16 protein-coding genes are annotated in these 15,827 nt (G+C 67.3%); 6 read left to right on the top strand and 10 right to left on the bottom strand.

The genetic code is table 11. From position 1 onward, the window contains the following. A partial coding sequence (locus B3E91_RS13865) for a VRR-NUC domain-containing protein (RefSeq protein WP_287029962.1) occupies positions 1 to 1,629 on the top strand: 1,629 nt, incomplete at its 5' end. Between the two features lie 464 nt (positions 1,630 to 2,093). On the opposite strand, the gene B3E91_RS13860 is transcribed toward B3E91_RS13865, so the two are convergent. From B3E91_RS13860 to B3E91_RS13840, 5 genes are all read right to left on the bottom strand, one after another. Further along, positions 2,094 to 3,083 carry an NAD-dependent epimerase/dehydratase family protein gene (locus tag B3E91_RS13860; protein WP_287029961.1) on the bottom strand — a complete coding sequence of 330 codons (990 nt, stop codon included), beginning with the start codon at positions 3,081 to 3,083 and terminating at the stop codon, positions 2,094 to 2,096. Between the two features lie 63 nt (positions 3,084 to 3,146). Then, entirely contained in the window at positions 3,147 to 3,962 is an 816-nt protein-coding gene (locus B3E91_RS13855; RefSeq protein ID WP_287029960.1) for a M48 family metallopeptidase, read from the bottom strand. A 91-nt stretch (positions 3,963 to 4,053) separates the two neighbouring features. Beyond that, positions 4,054 to 4,668: an SOS response-associated peptidase gene (locus tag B3E91_RS13850; protein WP_287029959.1), complete on the bottom strand. Its 615-nt coding sequence runs from the start codon at positions 4,666 to 4,668 to the stop codon at positions 4,054 to 4,056. A gap of 9 nt (positions 4,669 to 4,677) precedes the next feature. Then, positions 4,678 to 4,938 (bottom strand): putative signal transducing protein, encoded by a 261-nt coding sequence (locus B3E91_RS13845; protein WP_287029958.1) that lies wholly within the window; start codon positions 4,936 to 4,938, stop codon positions 4,678 to 4,680. Further along, positions 4,939 to 5,121 (bottom strand): CPXCG motif-containing cysteine-rich protein, encoded by a 183-nt coding sequence (locus B3E91_RS13840; protein WP_287029957.1) that lies wholly within the window; start codon positions 5,119 to 5,121, stop codon positions 4,939 to 4,941. Positions 5,122 to 5,220: 99 nt separating this feature from the next. On the opposite strand from B3E91_RS13840, the gene B3E91_RS13835 reads away from it, so the two are divergent. Then, positions 5,221 to 6,384: a 1-acyl-sn-glycerol-3-phosphate acyltransferase gene (locus B3E91_RS13835; RefSeq protein WP_287029970.1), complete on the top strand. Its 1,164-nt coding sequence runs from the start codon at positions 5,221 to 5,223 to the stop codon at positions 6,382 to 6,384. Here the strand turns inward: B3E91_RS13835 and B3E91_RS13830 are convergent. Both B3E91_RS13830 and B3E91_RS13825 read right to left on the bottom strand, forming a co-directional pair. Then, entirely contained in the window at positions 6,381 to 6,689 is a 309-nt protein-coding gene (locus B3E91_RS13830) for a hypothetical protein (protein ID WP_414708260.1), read from the bottom strand. The genes B3E91_RS13835 and B3E91_RS13830 overlap by 4 nt on opposite strands. Positions 6,690 to 7,132: 443 nt before the next feature. Further along, positions 7,133 to 7,717 carry a YajG family lipoprotein gene (locus B3E91_RS13825; RefSeq protein WP_090228754.1) on the bottom strand — a complete coding sequence of 195 codons (585 nt, stop codon included), beginning with the start codon at positions 7,715 to 7,717 and terminating at the stop codon, positions 7,133 to 7,135. A gap of 748 nt (positions 7,718 to 8,465) precedes the next feature. Here B3E91_RS13825 and mqo point away from each other — a divergent pair. After that, positions 8,466 to 9,983, top strand: coding sequence for a malate dehydrogenase (quinone) (mqo, locus tag B3E91_RS13820; RefSeq protein WP_273233513.1), 1,518 nt, complete (start codon positions 8,466 to 8,468; stop codon positions 9,981 to 9,983). Between the two features lie 165 nt (positions 9,984 to 10,148). On the opposite strand, the gene B3E91_RS13815 is transcribed toward mqo, so the two are convergent. Further along, entirely contained in the window at positions 10,149 to 10,436 is a 288-nt protein-coding gene (locus B3E91_RS13815) for a PA4642 family protein (RefSeq protein ID WP_090228760.1), read from the bottom strand. 142 nt (positions 10,437 to 10,578) lie between these two features. Here B3E91_RS13815 and dauA point away from each other — a divergent pair, with 142 nt between their 5' ends. Beyond that, a complete protein-coding gene (dauA, locus tag B3E91_RS13810; protein ID WP_287029956.1) occupies positions 10,579 to 12,306 on the top strand; it encodes a C4-dicarboxylic acid transporter DauA in 1,728 nt (575 codons plus the stop codon). A 162-nt stretch (positions 12,307 to 12,468) separates the two neighbouring features. Here dauA and B3E91_RS13805 read toward each other — a convergent pair whose 3' ends face one another. Then, the gene (locus B3E91_RS13805) at positions 12,469 to 13,026 is read right to left on the bottom strand and encodes a hypoxanthine-guanine phosphoribosyltransferase (RefSeq protein ID WP_273233519.1); all 558 of its coding nucleotides are present in this window, start codon (positions 13,024 to 13,026) and stop codon (positions 12,469 to 12,471) included. A gap of 256 nt (positions 13,027 to 13,282) precedes the next feature. Here B3E91_RS13805 and upp point away from each other — a divergent pair, with 256 nt between their 5' ends. After that, a complete protein-coding gene (gene upp, locus B3E91_RS13800) occupies positions 13,283 to 13,921 on the top strand; it encodes a uracil phosphoribosyltransferase (protein WP_090228767.1) in 639 nt (212 codons plus the stop codon). A gap of 2 nt (positions 13,922 to 13,923) precedes the next feature. Continuing rightward, on the top strand, positions 13,924 to 15,201 hold the full coding sequence (locus B3E91_RS13795) for a uracil-xanthine permease family protein (RefSeq protein WP_282338978.1): 1,278 nt from the start codon (positions 13,924 to 13,926) through the stop codon (positions 15,199 to 15,201). 46 nt (positions 15,202 to 15,247) lie between these two features. Here the strand turns inward: B3E91_RS13795 and B3E91_RS13790 are convergent, their stop codons facing one another. Then, positions 15,248 to 15,565, bottom strand: coding sequence for a YkgJ family cysteine cluster protein (locus tag B3E91_RS13790; protein ID WP_287029955.1), 318 nt, complete (start codon positions 15,563 to 15,565; stop codon positions 15,248 to 15,250). Positions 15,566 to 15,827: the final 262 nt, after the last annotated feature.

Here is a 15,827-nt window from a genome sequence, read left to right as displayed (position 1 = left end):
CCCGACCCGTTCTACTACCTGGCGAACTTCCAGCGCGTGCTGGACTGGGTCGGCGAGCGCTATGCCGATCTGCTGTGCAGCGCCGAACGGCACTTCATCGAGGCCTTCGCCGAACTGCCGCAGGCCTCGCGTGCGCTGCTGGTGCGCATGCTGATGCGCAAGGGCGAGCTGTTCCGCGCCAGCAAGCTGGCCTACGCCGAGATCGGCTGCCCGCACCAGGCCGCCGAACCGCTGCTCGGCCATGGCTGGCTCGACGACGCGCCGGCGCTGAGCCTGGAGCAACTGTTCGCCGTGCTGCGCAAGGCGGAGATCGCCGCGGCCTTCGGCGACTGCCTGCAGCGCGCGCACCTGATGAACAAGAGCGAGCTGCTGGCCTGCCTGCGCGAGCGCTTCGCCGACGAAAGCCGGCCGCTGCAGGCCTGGCATGCCGAAGCCGACGAGTGCGTCTACCGCGTGCTGATGGTCGAGCTGGGCGAACGCCTGCGGCTGATGTTCTTCGGCAACCTGCGCCAGGGCTGGTCCGAATTCGTCCTCGCCGACCTCGGCATCCATCGCTACGAGAAGGTCGAGTTTTCCGCGGCCTCCCGCGCCTTTCGCAACCGCCAGGACATCGACGACTACCTGCGCCTGCAGCGTTGCCGCGAACGCTTCGAGCAGGGCGAGGCGCTGGCCGAGGTCGTCGCCAGCCTGCCGGAACGGCTGGAGAATCCATGGATCGAGGCGCGCCGCGGCAAGCTGGTCTTCCGCATCGCCCAGCAGCACGAACGCCTCGGCGAGTTGCAGCAGGCGCTATGGATCTATGCCGGGTGCTGCCACGCCGGTGCCCGCCTGCGCAGGATCCGCGTGCTGGAACGCTGCGAGCGCATCGACGAGGCGCTGCAACTCGCCACGCACGCCAGCGAACACCCGGAAAGCGAGGCCGAGCGCCAACACTTGTCGCGCGTGCTGCCGCGCCTGCGCCGCAAGGCCGGCCTGCCGGCCAGTCCCCGCCGCACACCGCTGGCGCTACAACGCCTCGACCTGCAGCTGGCGCCGCCGGCGGTGCCAGCCTCGGTGGAAGGCGTGGTGCGCGATCACCTGACGCAGACCGACGCCCCGGTGCACTACGTGGAAAACACCCTGATCGGTTCGCTGTTCGGCCTGCTCTGCTGGCCGGCGCTGTTCGCCGCGTTGCCGGGGGCGTTCTTCCACCCCTTCCACGCCGCCCCGGCGGACCTGCTCGACACCGACTTCGTGCGCCGCCGCCAGGCGCTGTTCGACGGCTGCCTGGCGCTGCTGGAGAACGACACCTATCGCCAGCGCATCCGCGACACCTTCGCCGCCAAGTTCGGCCTGCAGTCGCCCTTCGTCGCCTGGGGCCTGCTCGACGAAACGCTGCTGGAGCAGGCGTTGCAGTGCATACCGGCGCAGCACCTCAGGCGATGCTTCGAGCGCATCCTGCTGGACATCGGCGCGAACCGCAGCGGCTTGCCCGACCTGATCCAGTTCTGGCCGGCCGAACGCCGCTACCGGATGATCGAAGTGAAAGGCCCCGGCGATCGCCTGCAGGACAACCAGATCCGCTGGCTCGACTACTGCCTGGCGCACGGCCTGCCGGTGGCCGTGTGTCATGTGCAATGGCTGGCGTAGCGCTGCAGCAACAGACGAACGCCGTAGGGTGGGCTTCAGCCCACCGATGGAACGCCGCACGGGTAATTACGCTGGGCTGACGCGAATCGCCGGCCTGCATGTCGTAGGGTGGGTTAGCGGCGCGTACGCAGATCAACAGGTCCCCGCCAAACGCCCGCGCCGCGTAACCCACCGGGCGGTGTTCGGCGATACCACGCCCCGCGGGTTACGGCGCACGGGACACCGGCGCGCGACCGGCACATCGGGCGATGCGCCTGACCCACCCTACGGGTCGATGTGGATCGCCGGACTGCATTTCGTAGGGTGGGTTAGCGGCGCGTACTCAGATCAACAGGTCCCCACCAAACGCCCGCGCCGCGTAACCCACCAGGCGGTGTTCGGCGATACCACGCCCGGCGGGTTACGGCGCACGGGACACCGGCGCGCGACCGGCACATCGGGCGATGCGCCTGACCCACCCTGCGTCAGCCGCGCAGGTAGCCGTTCTCGCGGAACCAGGCGATGGCCCGGGCGAGGGATTCATGCAGCGGCACGCGGCTCTGGAAGCCGAGCTCCTCGCGCGCCTTGCGGCCGTCGAGGAACTGCCCGCCGGCCATCACCGCGATGGCGGTATCGTCCAGCAGCGCCTCGTATCCGGTCAGCCGCTGGCGCAGCCGACCGAGACGGGCGATGGCCTTGGCGCGGACCAGCGACAGCGGCTGCGGCGCCTCGACACCCAGCGCAGCGGCGATCATCGCGGTCAGCTCGGCCATCTCGATGTCGTGGCCGACGAGCAGGTAGCGCTCGCCGGCGCGTCCCTTCTGCAGGGCTGCGAGCAGCCCGACACCGGCCTCGCCGGCGTCGATCAGGTTGCGCCGGCCGGGAACGTACCGGCTCATCTCGCGGTTGCCGATGGTGGTGACGATGCGCCCGGTGGACGGGCCGAAATCGAATTCGCCGATGGCCATGCCGGGAATCCCGATGACCACCGGCAAACCGTTGCGCGCCTGCTCGCGGGCCTGTTCGTCGAGCGCCCATTTGCACATCAGATAGGCGTTGTGCCACGACGGAAGCCCTTCGTAGAAGAGCCCTTCATGTCCGGGCAGGCCCTGCGGATGCACCGGCATGGCGATCGCCGAGCCGACGTAGACGATGCGCGGCACCTGGACCTGGCGGCAGGCGGCGTAGAAGTGGCTGGTCTGGTCCAGCGCGCTGACCACCTCGTCCTGCCAGCGCCGCGGCCGCCCAGGGTAGTGCCCGGCGCAGAAGATCACGCCGTCGAGATCATCCAGCGCGCGGCACAGCGCGGCGTGGTCGAGCAGCTCGGCGGAGCGCTGCTCCGGCTCGAGGTAGGCCACGCGCTCGGTGCGCGAGGAAGGTCGGTTGATCACCACCAGCTCGTGGCCGGCCGCTCGTACCGCGCGCGCCGCATGGTGGCCGATCAGGCCGGTGGCACCGAAAATGGCGACTTTCAAGAGAACTCCCTTTCCCGCCGGGGCCGCGACGCGCGCGGTCCGGGTCGATGACCGTGTCGCGGCTTAGCCGCCCTTGGCCTGCTGATAGAACGGCATGACCTTCGGCACCGCGGCCTGCAACGAGGAGATCCGCGAGCTGGACGAGGGGTGCGTGCTCATGAATTCCGGCGGTGCACCTTCGCTGGCCTTGCTCATCTTTTCCCACAGGCTGATGGCGGCGTTCGGGTTGTAGCCGGCGCGCGCCGACAGCTCCAGGCCGATCAGGTCGGCCTCGTTCTCGTTGGCGCGGCTGTTGGGCAGGGTCATCAGGTACCGCACGCCGGTGTTGGCCAGTTGCAGGCTGCCCTGGCCGACACCGAAGGCCGCGCCGAGCTGGCTGGCCATCTGCACGCCGTAGGCCTTGGACATCGCCTCGCGGCCGTGCTCGCGCAGGGCGTGGGCGATTTCGTGGCCCATCACCGCGGCGAGTTCGTCGTCGCTCAGCTTGAGCTGCTCCACCAGGCCGCTGTAGACGATGATCTTGCCGCCGGGACCGCAGTTGGCGTTCAGCTCATCGCTCTTGATCAGGTTGATGTCCCATTGCCATTGCGCGGCATCCGGGCGGAACACCGGTGCCTGGGCGATCAGCCGCTTGCCGACCGCCTGCACGCGCTTGCCGATCGCCGAGTTGTTGTCCACCAGCCCCTTGCCCGACGCCTCGGTGAGGGTTTCCTGGTAGGACTGGGCGTACATCTGGTTGACCTGCTCGGTCGACAGCATGCTGAACATGTACTGCTTGCGCTCGACGCCGACGGCGCCGCCGTTGGTGGTGTTCACGGCCTGGCAACCGCTCAGCAGGAGTGCCGCGCACAGGCCGGAAAGGAAGAAGGGTTTGGTCATCGGGGTTCTCCAGAAAAGTGCCCGTATGCTAGGCCGCGGGTCGGTGCGCGGCAACCGAGCGGCACGTCGGTCGAGGACGACATCGCCCGGTTCACGCAGGGGTCAGGCACTCGGGCGCGTCGACCTTCGGGTCGTTGACAATGCCGGCCAGGGCGCGTTCCCGCAGCGCCGTCGGCGGTTTGATCAGCAGCTCGCGCAGGGCCGTGTCGCTGCTCTGCGGATCGAGCCACTGCTGCTGCTCGGCGTCGTCCAGCAACAGCGGACGACGCAGGTCGGCGGCGGCCTGGGTGATCAGCGCCAGGCTCAGGTAGAGGATTTCGCCGACCGGATACGCCTCCCAGATCGCCGCGAGGTGCAGCACGCTGGCCTCGCCGGTGATCCAGTACGGCCGCTTGCGCGCGCCGCGCCATTCGTAGAAACCGTTGGCCGGCACCAGGCAGCGGCGCTCGCGGAACGCCTCGCGGAACATCGGCTGCTCGGCCAGGGTTTCGCTGCGCGCGTGCGCCGGCGTGCGCGACAGGTCGGTGAGCCAGGCCGGCGTCAGCCCCCAGCGCGCCCGCGCCACTTCGCGCGAGCCTTCGCCCTGGCGCAGCATCAGCAGGTTGGCGCCCGGCGCCTGGTTCCAGTGCGGCCGGTGATCGGCGGGAAAACCCGGAAGCGCCGCCAGCGCAGGCGTCCAGCGAAACAGGGCGATACGTCCAGACATGCGGTTATCTCAACACAACAGGGAACCGGGAATGCTGTCCGGCTCGTCGGCAGCCAGCGGTTGCGCGGCATTGTACGCGGCGATCAAGGCCTGCGCGCGCAGCGCCTCGGCATCATCCACCAGCAGCCCAAGCAGGCCACCCAGGGGTAGCTCGCCGAGCGCGCCGACCAGATGCCGGCCGCTGAGGTGCACGGCGATGCCTTCGCTGGCGAGCATGCCGATGAGCATCTCCGCCTCGATCAGGTCCTGCGGTTCGTAGATTCGCCGCATTCATTCGTCCTCCCGCCGCACATCGAGACTCCAGTCAATGCCGTCGCTGCGCAGATCGAAAACAATCGGCCGGCAGCACACCGCGCAATCCTCGATGTAGTGCTGGTCGCCCGCCGAGAGGTCGAGCAGCGACTCGACCGATTCGCCGCAGTAGGGGCACTGATATTCCTGGGATTCGAGCATCACGGTCTCCATGCGACTTGCAGGTATAATCGCCTTTTACTCCGGCAGCGCGACGCCTGCGCCAACCGTATTCCCATGACCCTTTCCATAGAGAACAAGATGGGCGAATTCGACGCCATCCGACCTTACGACGACGCCGAAGTGCCAGCAGTTCTGGCCCGCCTGTTCGCCGACCGACAATTCCTCGACATCCTTACCCGTTTCCGCTTCCCGCGACTGGCCGGGCCGTTCGGCTGGGCACTCAAGCCGCTGATCGCGCGGCGCCTCAACAAGGAAGTGCGCGGCATCGAATCGGTCTCCGCGCTGCAGGACAAGATCGAGACCTACGTCGACCGCACCATCGAGCGCGCCACCGACGGTGTCACCTACTCCGGCGTGGAGCAGCTCAAGGCCGGTTGCAGCTACCTGTTCCTCGCCAACCACCGCGACATCGTGATGGACCCGGCCTTCGTCAACTACGCGGTGTACCACGCCGGCCTGCCGACCCCGCGCATCGCCATCGGCGACAACCTGCTGCAACGGCCCTTCGTCAGCGACCTGATGCGCCTGAACAAGAGCTTCATCGTGCACCGCTCGCTGACTGGTCGCCGCGAGAAGCTTGCCGCCTACCAGTTGCTCTCGGCCTACATCAGCCACTCGATCCGCAACGACGGCCAGTCGATCTGGATCGCCCAGGCCGAAGGTCGCGCCAAGGACGGCGACGACCGTACCGATTCGGCGATCCTGAAGATGTTCCACATGAGTCGCAAGGACGAGGACTTCGCCGCGGTCATCGCCAGCCTGCGCCTGGTCCCGGTGTCGATCAGCTACGAGTATGACCCCTGCGATCAGGCCAAGGCGCGCGAGCTGTGCATTCGCGCGACCACCGGCGAGTACGTCAAATCGCCCGGCGAGGACGACACCAGCATCGCCCTGGGTATCACCGGCTACAAGGGTCGGGTGCACATCAACTTCGGCGAAGTGGTGGACAGCGGCTTCACCGACAGCAAGGGCCTGGCTCAGGAGCTGGACCGCCGCATCCTCGCCCATTACCGGCTGTTCCCGGTGCACTACCTGGCCTATTCGATGTGGGCCGAGCGCGACCCGGCGCTGGAAGTGCCCAGCGCCGAGCAGGTGTTCCCGGCAGCGGAAGTGGCGCGCGCCCGGCAGGAATGGCAGAAACGCCTGGACGCCTGCCTGCCGGAGCAACGCCCGTATCTGGTCCTGCAGTACGCCACGCCCGTGCGCAACCAGTACCGCGTCAAGGCCGGCCTGCCGCTCTAGCGTCGGCGCGAGGCATGAAAAAGGCGACCTCGGTCGCCTTCTCCTTGGTTCGCAGAGTCCGTGTTACAGCCGTGTGCTTTCCCAGGAAACCACCAGCGCCACGCCCAGGCAGGCGCCGCCGAAGCGGTTGAAGAAGCGGTCCAGCCGCGCGCGCCGAGGCTCGGCCCCTTCCACGGCGGCGACCGGACGCCACAGCGCACCACGCAGCTGCGTGCGATCAGCACCCAGCTGCCGGCCACGGCGAAGAACAGCGCCAGCAGGTTGATCGACTGCGCGGGATTGGAAAGCCAGAACGACAGGGACATCGAAACCTCGGCGAGAAAGCCACACGGGCATCAGCGAATACGGCGCAGGAGTCTATCCAACGCCACGCCACCGTAGTGGCTTTCCGACGAATGTCACATTGCCAGCAGATCACCGCAGGGTGCGCCGTGCGCACCGCGCAGCCCCATGGTGCGCATGGCGCACCCTACGCAAAGCGCGCCTGCCGATCACGGCAAGGGCATCTGGCCGATGATTGGTCCTTACGTAGGGTGCGCCGCGCGCACCGTGCAGACTCATGGTGCGCATGGCGCACCCTACGCGGAGGGGCGCCTGCCGATCACGGCAACAACATCTGGCCGATGGTTGGTCCTTACGTAGGGTGCGCCGCGCGCACCGTGGAGGCCCATGGTGCACCCTCCCTCCCTGACCGGCAGCCGCCCACAAAAAAGCCCGGCGAACCGGGCTTTCTCGATCGACCGGGCGCTTACTGCGAAAGCATCTGGCCGATGGTCTGGTCCTTGAACACGCGGCTGAGCGCATCGCTCAATACGTCGCTGACCAGCTTGGTGTTGGTCTGCTGGTTCGGCGCGCTGCCGAAACGCTGGTTCAGCGAAGCGCCGTAGCGGCCGTTGTAGCTGCGCTGGCTGTTCTTCACCTCGGTGCGGAAGGTCGCGGTGATATCCGCCTCGGTGACGTACACGCCGTCCTTCGGCGACTGGTACTTCAGCTCGGAAAGGATGATGGTCAGCTGCGGCGCGTTGTAGGCGTTGGCCGACGGCGTGAAGCCGAGCAGGCGAACCGCGGCCTCGGCCTGGGTTTGCAGCTTGGGCACGACGCTGGTGCTCGCGACGCTGATGGTGCTGGTTTCGGCGTACAGGCCACCGCGGGTACCGAGCGACGGCGACGGACGCCCGTCCACCACGCGAACCACCACCGGCTGGCCGTGGCCAACGGGGTTGATCTGGGCATTGATCTTCGGATCCGGGTCGAGTTGCTGCGGGCTGAGGGCACAACCGGCAAGAGTCACGCTGGCGACAGCGAACAGACTCAGCAACAGGCGATTTCGCATGCTCTTCTCTCCTGGTAGGCATTGATGGGCGCGAGTATAACGAGCGTCGCGTGGCGCCGACAGCGGCCGGGAGCGGATTCTCACGGGCCTTGGGCATATGACTGCGGGCGCGCCGATTCTATCGATCGGACATCCCATCGTTCGACCCGAGGGCAGGATTCAGGCGGGTGTCGCCGAGCTGACCGGACGGGGGACGAAAGTCACAAGCGAGCAGCCACGACCGGGATTTCGCCGGTATAATCGCCCCCGATTATAAAAGGGCACCCCATGCCGACGGCCATCGCGCGACCCGCGCGCCACCGATCGGCGAGGAGAGTCGCCCAAGCGTGCTGCCCCGCCGCGCCGAGCTTCCACTAATTGCGTAGAGCAATTTGCCTGAAGGCGGCGTTTAATCGCCCCCGATCGGCGGAACCGGCAGCACCGACTTCGAGGTTCACGACTCCAAAAGAGCGTGGGATGACGGGTTTTCACAACTTCACGAGAGTGTGGCGAGCATGAACAGGTCTGTAACCAACAAGAAAGACAGCGCTTCCACCTGACCCACTGACGGCATTTGCGCCTTCCTCCTCGCGGAGACGGGCGAACTGCGCGCCGACTTGCCCCACAGGCCTTGCCTGGGCGATCGACGCGTGACCGGACAGGACGACCGGGTCGCGACTCCGATTGACGGAACTCGAGGCCCCTGCGGCTTTCAGCTTGAAAGGTCGTCTGCATTTCCTTTGACGATGCAGGTTTTGGAGAAGCGTTGATGGCGCAACACGAAAACGAAACGCTGGACGTGCTGCTGGTGGGAGCCGGCATCATGAGCGCGACACTGGCGGCCTTGCTCAAGGAACTCGACCCCAGCATGCGTCTGGAAGTCGTCGAGTCGATGTCCTCCGGCGCGGCGGAGAGTTCCAACCCCTGGAACAACGCCGGCACCGGCCACGCCGGCCTCTGTGAACTGAACTACACGCCACAGGCTGCCGACGGCACGATCAATATCGACAAGGCCGTGCACATCAACACCCAGTTCGAAGTGTCCAAGCAGTTCTGGGCGCACCTGGTGGAGAAAGGCACCTTCGCCTCGCCGAAGTCCTTCATCAATCCGGTGCCGCACCTGAGCTTCGTCCAGGGCCAGGCCGGCATCGAGTACCTGAAGAAGCGCTTCGCCGCGCTGACCGGGCACCACGCGTTTTCCTCCATGGAATACAGCGAAGACAAGGCCACCCTGGCGCGCTGGATGCCGCTGATGATGCCCGGCCGCGCGGCCGACGAGGCCATCGCCGCGACCCGCGTGGAGAACGGCACCGACGTCAACTTCGGCGCCCTGACCACCTCGCTGCTGGCGCACCTGGTCAGCCAGCCGAACAGCACCGTCACCTACAGCCAGAAGGTCACCGGCCTCAAGCGCACCGGCAAGGGCTGGACGGTCACCATCAAGCACAACGAAAGCGGCGCCGAGCGTGAAGTCAACGCGCGCTTCGTGTTCCTCGGCGCCGGCGGCGCTGCGCTGACGCTGCTGCAGGCCTCGGGTATCGAGGAAAGCAAAGGCTACGGCGGCTTCCCGGTGAGCGGCCAGTGGCTGCGCTGCGACAACCCCGAGGTGGTCAGGCAGCACGACTCCAAGGTCTACAGCCAGGCGGCGGTCGGCTCGCCGCCGATGTCGGTTCCGCACCTCGACACGCGCGTGGTCGACGGCAAGAAGTCCCTGCTGTTCGGGCCTTACGCCGGCTTCACCACCAAGTTCCTCAAGCACGGCTCGTTCCTCGATCTGCCGCTGTCGATCCGCCTGGGCAACATCGGCCCGATGCTGGCCGTGGCGCGCGACAACATGGACCTGACCCGCTACCTGATCAGCGAAGTGCGTCAGTCCATGGAGCAGCGCCTCGATGCCCTGCGGCGCTTCTACCCGCAGGCCAAGCCCGAGGACTGGCGCCTGGAGATCGCCGGCCAGCGCGTGCAGATCATCAAGAAGGACGCCAAGAAAGGCGGCGTGCTGCAGTTCGGCACCGAGCTGGTCGCCTCGCGCGACGGTTCCATCGCCGCGCTGCTGGGCGCCTCGCCGGGCGCTTCGGTGACAGTGTCGATCATGCTCGGCCTGATCGAGCGCTGCTTCGCCGAGCAGGCTCGCTCGGAGCAGTGGACGAGCAAGTTGCAGGAGATCTTCCCGGCTCGCGAGAAGCAGCTGGAAAGCGACGCCGCGCTGTACCGCGAGGTCAGCGCACGCTGCAACGAACGTCTGCAGCTGGTCGCCCGTCAGGAAGTGGCGGAAGGCGTGATCTGAACGCCACGCCAGAAATGAAAAAACCGCCAGCGATGGCGGTTTTTTTATGCCGGACTCAATGCTTCGATGCTCAACGTAGGGTGCGCCGCGCGCACCGGCAGGGTCCGCCGCATCGCCAGGCGGTGCGCATGGCGCACCCTACGGGAGGCGGCTCGATGAAGAAGCTCAGCCGCGCGCGGCTTCGATGATCTCGATATAGGCCTCGGCCATGCGCTGGTCGCGGATCAGCGCGACGAAGTCGTTGCCCTGTGCGTCCTTGGCGTCGAGGTCGTAGCCGGCCTCGACGAAAAAGCGGACGAAGCGCTCGAAGTCGTCGACGCGCAGGCCGCGGTAGGCCTTGACCAGCTTGTGCAGCGAGGGCGGCGTGTCATCGGCCGGCTCCACCTCGAGAAACAGCTTGATCGGCTCGTCGCCGATTTCCTCACCAATCACCTGTTTCTTGTCTTTGCGCATTCTGGGCTCCAGCACAGCGAATTTCACGGGGCCGGCAGTGTACTCCGCGCGGCGCACGAGGCTCAACGCGGCGGACGCTTCAGGTCATGCGAAGCGCCTGGGACGCGCCGTATACTGGGCGGGCATCCGCCCTGGAGCCGTCATGTCGATTTCCTTTCCTCCGCTGTTCGCCGCCTGGCGCCAGACCCGTCGCGCCGGTTATTCATGGAACGCCCTGCGCGGCGACATCGCCGCCGGTCTGACCGTCGGGGTGATCGCCATCCCCCTGGCCATGGCGCTCGCCATCGCCGTCGGTGTGCCGCCGCAGCACGGGCTCTACACGGTGCTGATCGGCGCGCCGCTGATCGCTTTGTTCGGCGGCTCGCGCTTCAACATCTCCGGGCCGACCGCCGCCTTCGTGGTGATCCTGCTGCCGATCACCCAGCAGTACGGCATCGGCGGCCTGCTGCTGTGTACCCTGCTCGCCGGGCTGATCCTCGTCGCCCTCGGCCTGCTGCGCGCGGGGCGGCTGATCGAGTTCGTGCCCTATCCGGTAACGCTGGGCTTCACCGCCGGCATCGGCATCGTCATCGCCACCCTGCAGATGAAGGATTTCCTCGGCCTGAGCCTGGACGGCCACCCCCAGCATTACCTGCAACAACTCGGCGCATTGCTGCGCGCGCTGCCCAGTCTGCAACTCGGCGACGCGCTGGTGGGAATCACCTGCCTGGCGCTGCTGGTCGCCTGGCCACGGGTCAGCCGCAAAGTGCCGGGGCACCTGGTAGCGCTGTTGCTGGGGGCGTGCCTCGGGCTGCTGCTGGAGCGCCTCGGCCTGCCGGTGGCGACCCTCGGCGAACGCTTCAGCTACCTGCAGGATGGCGTCAGTCATCCCGGCATACCGCCGTTCCTGCCGGCCTTCGCCTGGCCCTGGAACCTGCCCGGCGCGGACGGCCAGCCACTGGTGCTGAGCTTCGAGCTGATCCACCAGTTGCTCGCACCGGCGTTCGCCATCGCCATGCTCGGCGCCATCGAATCGCTGCTCTGCGCGGTGGTCGCCGACGGCATGAGCGGCAGCAAGCACGACCCCAATGCCGAATTGATCGGCCAGGGCATCGGCAACCTGGTGGCCCCGCTGTTCGGCGGCATCACCGCCACCGCGGCGATCGCCCGCAGCGCCGCCAACGTGCGCGCCGGCGCCTTTTCACCGCTGGCGGCGATCATCCACTCCGGCGTGGTGCTGGCGGCGATGCTGCTGCTCGCGCCCCTGTTCAGCTACCTGCCGATGGCGGCGCTGGCGGCGCTGCTGCTGATGGTGGCTTGGAACATGAGCGAGCCGCCGCACGTGCTGCACACGCTGAGAATCGCCCCGCGCAGCGACGTGCTGGTGCTGCTGACCTGCCTGGCGCTCACCGTGGTCTTCGACATGGTGCTGGCGGTAGGCGTAGGCCTGCTGCTGGCCGCCGGGCTGTTCATCAAGCGGATGAGCGAGCTGACCGACACCGCCGCCCTGCCGCGCGGCTTTCACCAGGCGCTGCAGGACCTGCCGGAACACGTCGCCGCCTACGCCATCCGCGGCCCGTTGTTCTTCGGCGCGGCGGAAAAGGCCCTAAGCGCGCTGCGCAAGTTCAGCCCCGGAGTGAAGGTGGTGATCGTCGAACTGAGCGCCGTACCGATGCTCGACATGACCGCGCTGGCGGCGCTGGAGAACGTGCTGGGCGACTACCGCCGACAGGGCATCGGCCTGGTACTGGTCGGCACTCATCCGCGCGTGCGCCTCAAGCTGCGCCGCGCCGGCATCCATCGCCACGAAGGCCGGCTCGCCTACGTCCGCGACCTGCAACAGGCGAGGGAGAAGGCGCTGCGCTGGGTGGAGGGAGAGATTGCGCTGTAGGGACGAAGACCGGTTCGGTGCGCGCGGCGCACCCTACAGATTCGCCACCGTAGGGTGCGCCATGCGCACCGAGGCGGTTGCCAGAGCCTCGCGGATGTCAGCCGCCCTACTCGCTCCGTCACACCGCCCGGTGGACCGGTAAGGCGCGATCCACCCTACGGTTCAGAGTCCCTTCACCGCGTAGATGCCCGCCGCGTTGCGCCAGTAGCCCTTGTAGTCCATGCCGTAGCCGAAGACGTAGCGATCGACGCAGGACAGGCCGACGTAATCCGCCTTCAGGTCCGGCCGCGCCTTGCGGTCGTGATCCTTGTCCACCAGCACCGCGGTGTGCACGTTGGCGGCACCGGCATGGCGGCAGAAGTCGATGATCGCCGCCAGGGTGTGCCCCTCGTCGAGGATGTCGTCGATGATCAGCACGTCGCGGTCCATGAAGGAGATCTCCGGCTTGGCCTTCCAGAACAGCTCCCCGCCGCTGGTCTGGTTGCGGTAGCGGGTCGCGTGCAGGTACGACAGCTCGAGCGGGAAATTCAGTTTCGGCAGCAGCTTGCCGGAGAAGATCAGCCCGCCGTTCATCACGCAGAACACCACCGGATTGCGCTCCGCCAGTTCTGCATTGATGGCCAGCGCCATCTTCGCGATGGCCGCTTCCACGTCGGCTTCGGTGTGCAGGCAATCGGCTTCCGCCATCACCTGGCGAATGTGGGCGAGCTCGGCGGACATGGCGGTTTCCTCTTGAGTGGGACGGCGAAGTTGATCGGGGCGTCAGCTTTGAAGGGCGGCAAAGGTACCTATCCGGCACCCGCCCCGCAAGTCCGCGGCGACATCGTTCGGCGCCGGGCCGCGGGGGATGGCGGCCATCTTCGCGGGGAACTGACTCAGCGCAAAAATAGCCTATGCAAGATGCTTCGGAACGCGCGTTGAGCCAGCCAATGCAGTACTCTATCGCGATTTTTTTGCCCGCCGGAGACCAATTCCCATGCCCATCCGTGAGATCCGCCATCCGCTGATCCGCCACAAGCTCGGCCTGATGCGCCGTGCCGACATCAGCACCAAGAATTTTCGCGAACTGGCCCAGGAAGTCGGCGCGCTGCTGACCTACGAAGCGACCAACGACCTGCCGCTGGAAACCTGCGCCATCGAAGGCTGGTGCGGCGAAGTGCAGGTGGAGAAGATAGCCGGCAAGAAGATCACCGTGGTGCCGATCCTGCGCGCCGGCATCGGCATGCTCGACGGCGTGCTCAGCCTGATTCCCGGTGCAAAGGTCAGCGTCGTCGGCCTGGCGCGCAACGAGGAAACCCTCGCCGCGCACACCTACCTGGAGAAACTGGTGGGCGAGCTGAACCAGCGTCTGGCGCTGATCATCGACCCGATGCTGGCCACCGGCGGCTCGATGATCGCCACCATCGACATGCTGAAGAAGGCCGGCTGCAAGGAAGTCCGCGCGCTGGTGCTGGTCGCCGCGCCGGAAGGCATCAAGGCGGTCACCGAGGCGCATCCCGACGTGGCGATCTACACCGCCTCGATCGATTCGCACCTCAACGAGCAGGGCTACATCATCCCGGGCCTGGGCGATGCCGGCGACAAGATCTTCGGCACCAAGCAGAAGGACAACTGAGCATGCAGCAGTACAACGATCCGCTATGGAAGCAGATCATTTCCGGTGCACAGATGCTCTTCGTCGCCTTCGGCGCCCTGGTGCTGATGCCGCTGATCACCGGCATGGACCCCAACGTCGCCCTCTTCACCGCCGGCCTCGGCACCCTGCTGTTCCAGTTGGTCACCGGGCGCCAGGTGCCGGTGTTCCTCGCCTCGAGCTTCGCCTTCATCGCGCCGATCATCGTCGCCAAGGGTGAGTTCGGCCTGCCGGCGGTGCTCGGCGGCGTGGTCGCCGCGGGCTTCGTCTACACCTTCCTGGGCCTCGCGGTGAAGATCAAGGGCGTCGGTTTCATCGACCGCCTGCTGCCGCCGGTGGTGATCGCCCCGGTGATCATCTCCATCGGCCTGGGCCTGTCGCCGGTGGCGGTGAACATGGCCATGGGCAAGACCGGCGACGCCAGCGCGCAGCTGATTCCCTACGGCACGGCGATGCTGGTGTCGATGCCGGCGCTGCTGACCACGCTGCTGGTGGCGATCTATGGCAAGGGCATCTTCCGCCTGGTGCCGATCCTCGCCGGCGTGGTTGTCGGCTACGGGCTGTCGTTCGCCTTCGGCCTGGTCGACACCGCCGGCATCGCCGCCGCGCCCTGGCTGGCCATGCCGCACTTCGTCGCGCCGGAATTCCACTGGGGCGCGATCCTGTTCATGGTTCCGGTCGCCCTGGCGCCGGCCATCGAACACGTCGGCGGGGTCATCGCGGTCGGTGGCGTGACCGGCAACGACTACCTGAAGAAGCCCGGCCTGCATCGCACGCTGCTCGGCGACGGCCTGGCCACCTCGGCCGCCGGCCTGTTCGGCGGCCCGCCGAACACCACCTACGCCGAAGTCACCGGCGCGGTGATGCTGACCAAGAGCTACAACCCGAAGATCATGACCTGGGCGGCCGGCTTCGCCATCGTCCTGGCCTTCATCGGCAAGTTCGGCGCCGGCCTGCAGAGCATCCCGGTCCCGGTGATGGGCGGTATTCTCTGCCTGCTGTTCGGTTCGATCGCGGTGGTCGGCCTGAACACGCTGATCCGCCACCAGGTGGACATGGCCGAGGCGCGCAACCTGGTGATCGTTTCGGTGACCCTGGTGTTCGGCATCGGCGGCATGGTCATCGGCAACGGCGACATCGGCCTCAAAGGCATCTCGCTGTGCGGCATCGTCGCCATCGGCCTGAACCTGCTGCTGCCGGGCGGCGGCCACTGGAAGAGCAAGCCGCTGATCGAGCCCCAGGAACTCGACGCCAAGGAGTGATCCGCTCCCGCCGCCGTGCCCCCGGTGCGGCGGCGCCCCCTCCCGCCTAGCGATAGGCGTCGACGATGCCCTCGCGTTCGTCCATGCACTCCGCCGAACCCAGCTCGAAGTCCCGACACACCTGCGGCCGGTTGGCGTAGATGGTGCAGCGCATGCTGTCCCGGTCCAGCGCCACGCACCAGCCGTCGTCGAGCCGGCGCATCACGTCGCCGCCCCACTCCGCGGTGTCGATGTAGCGTTCGGGCACGCCGGTGTCGCCGAGCAGCAGCACCTCCAGCCGACAGCAACAAGCCGCGCAGGTCGAGCAGGACACCGCGGGCGCGGTGATCTGGTGATGGGGAACATGGCGGGAGGAGTCGGACATGCCGCGCAGTGTACGCCGGCGACGTGCGCGGCAGGCGATGGGCGGATGGCTGGCTTGCGTCGCACGGACACCGCCGGTGCGCGCGGCGCACCCTACGGGAAGTACGTCGCCGGGCACTGCCGTAGGGTGCGCCATGCGCACCGCGGAACGCCGGGACGCCATCGGTGCGCGCGGCGCACCCTACGGGAGTGCGTCGCCGGGCCGCTGCCGCAGGGTGCGCCATGCGCACCGGGGAACGTTGGGACGCCATTGGTGCGCGCGG

The sequence above is a fragment of the Pseudomonas sp. UBA6310 genome (assembly GCF_002438225.1).
Classification (GTDB): Bacteria; Pseudomonadota; Gammaproteobacteria; order Pseudomonadales; family Pseudomonadaceae; genus Pseudomonas_O; species Pseudomonas_O kuykendallii.
This window is presented reverse-complemented; position numbering and strand designations above follow the sequence as displayed.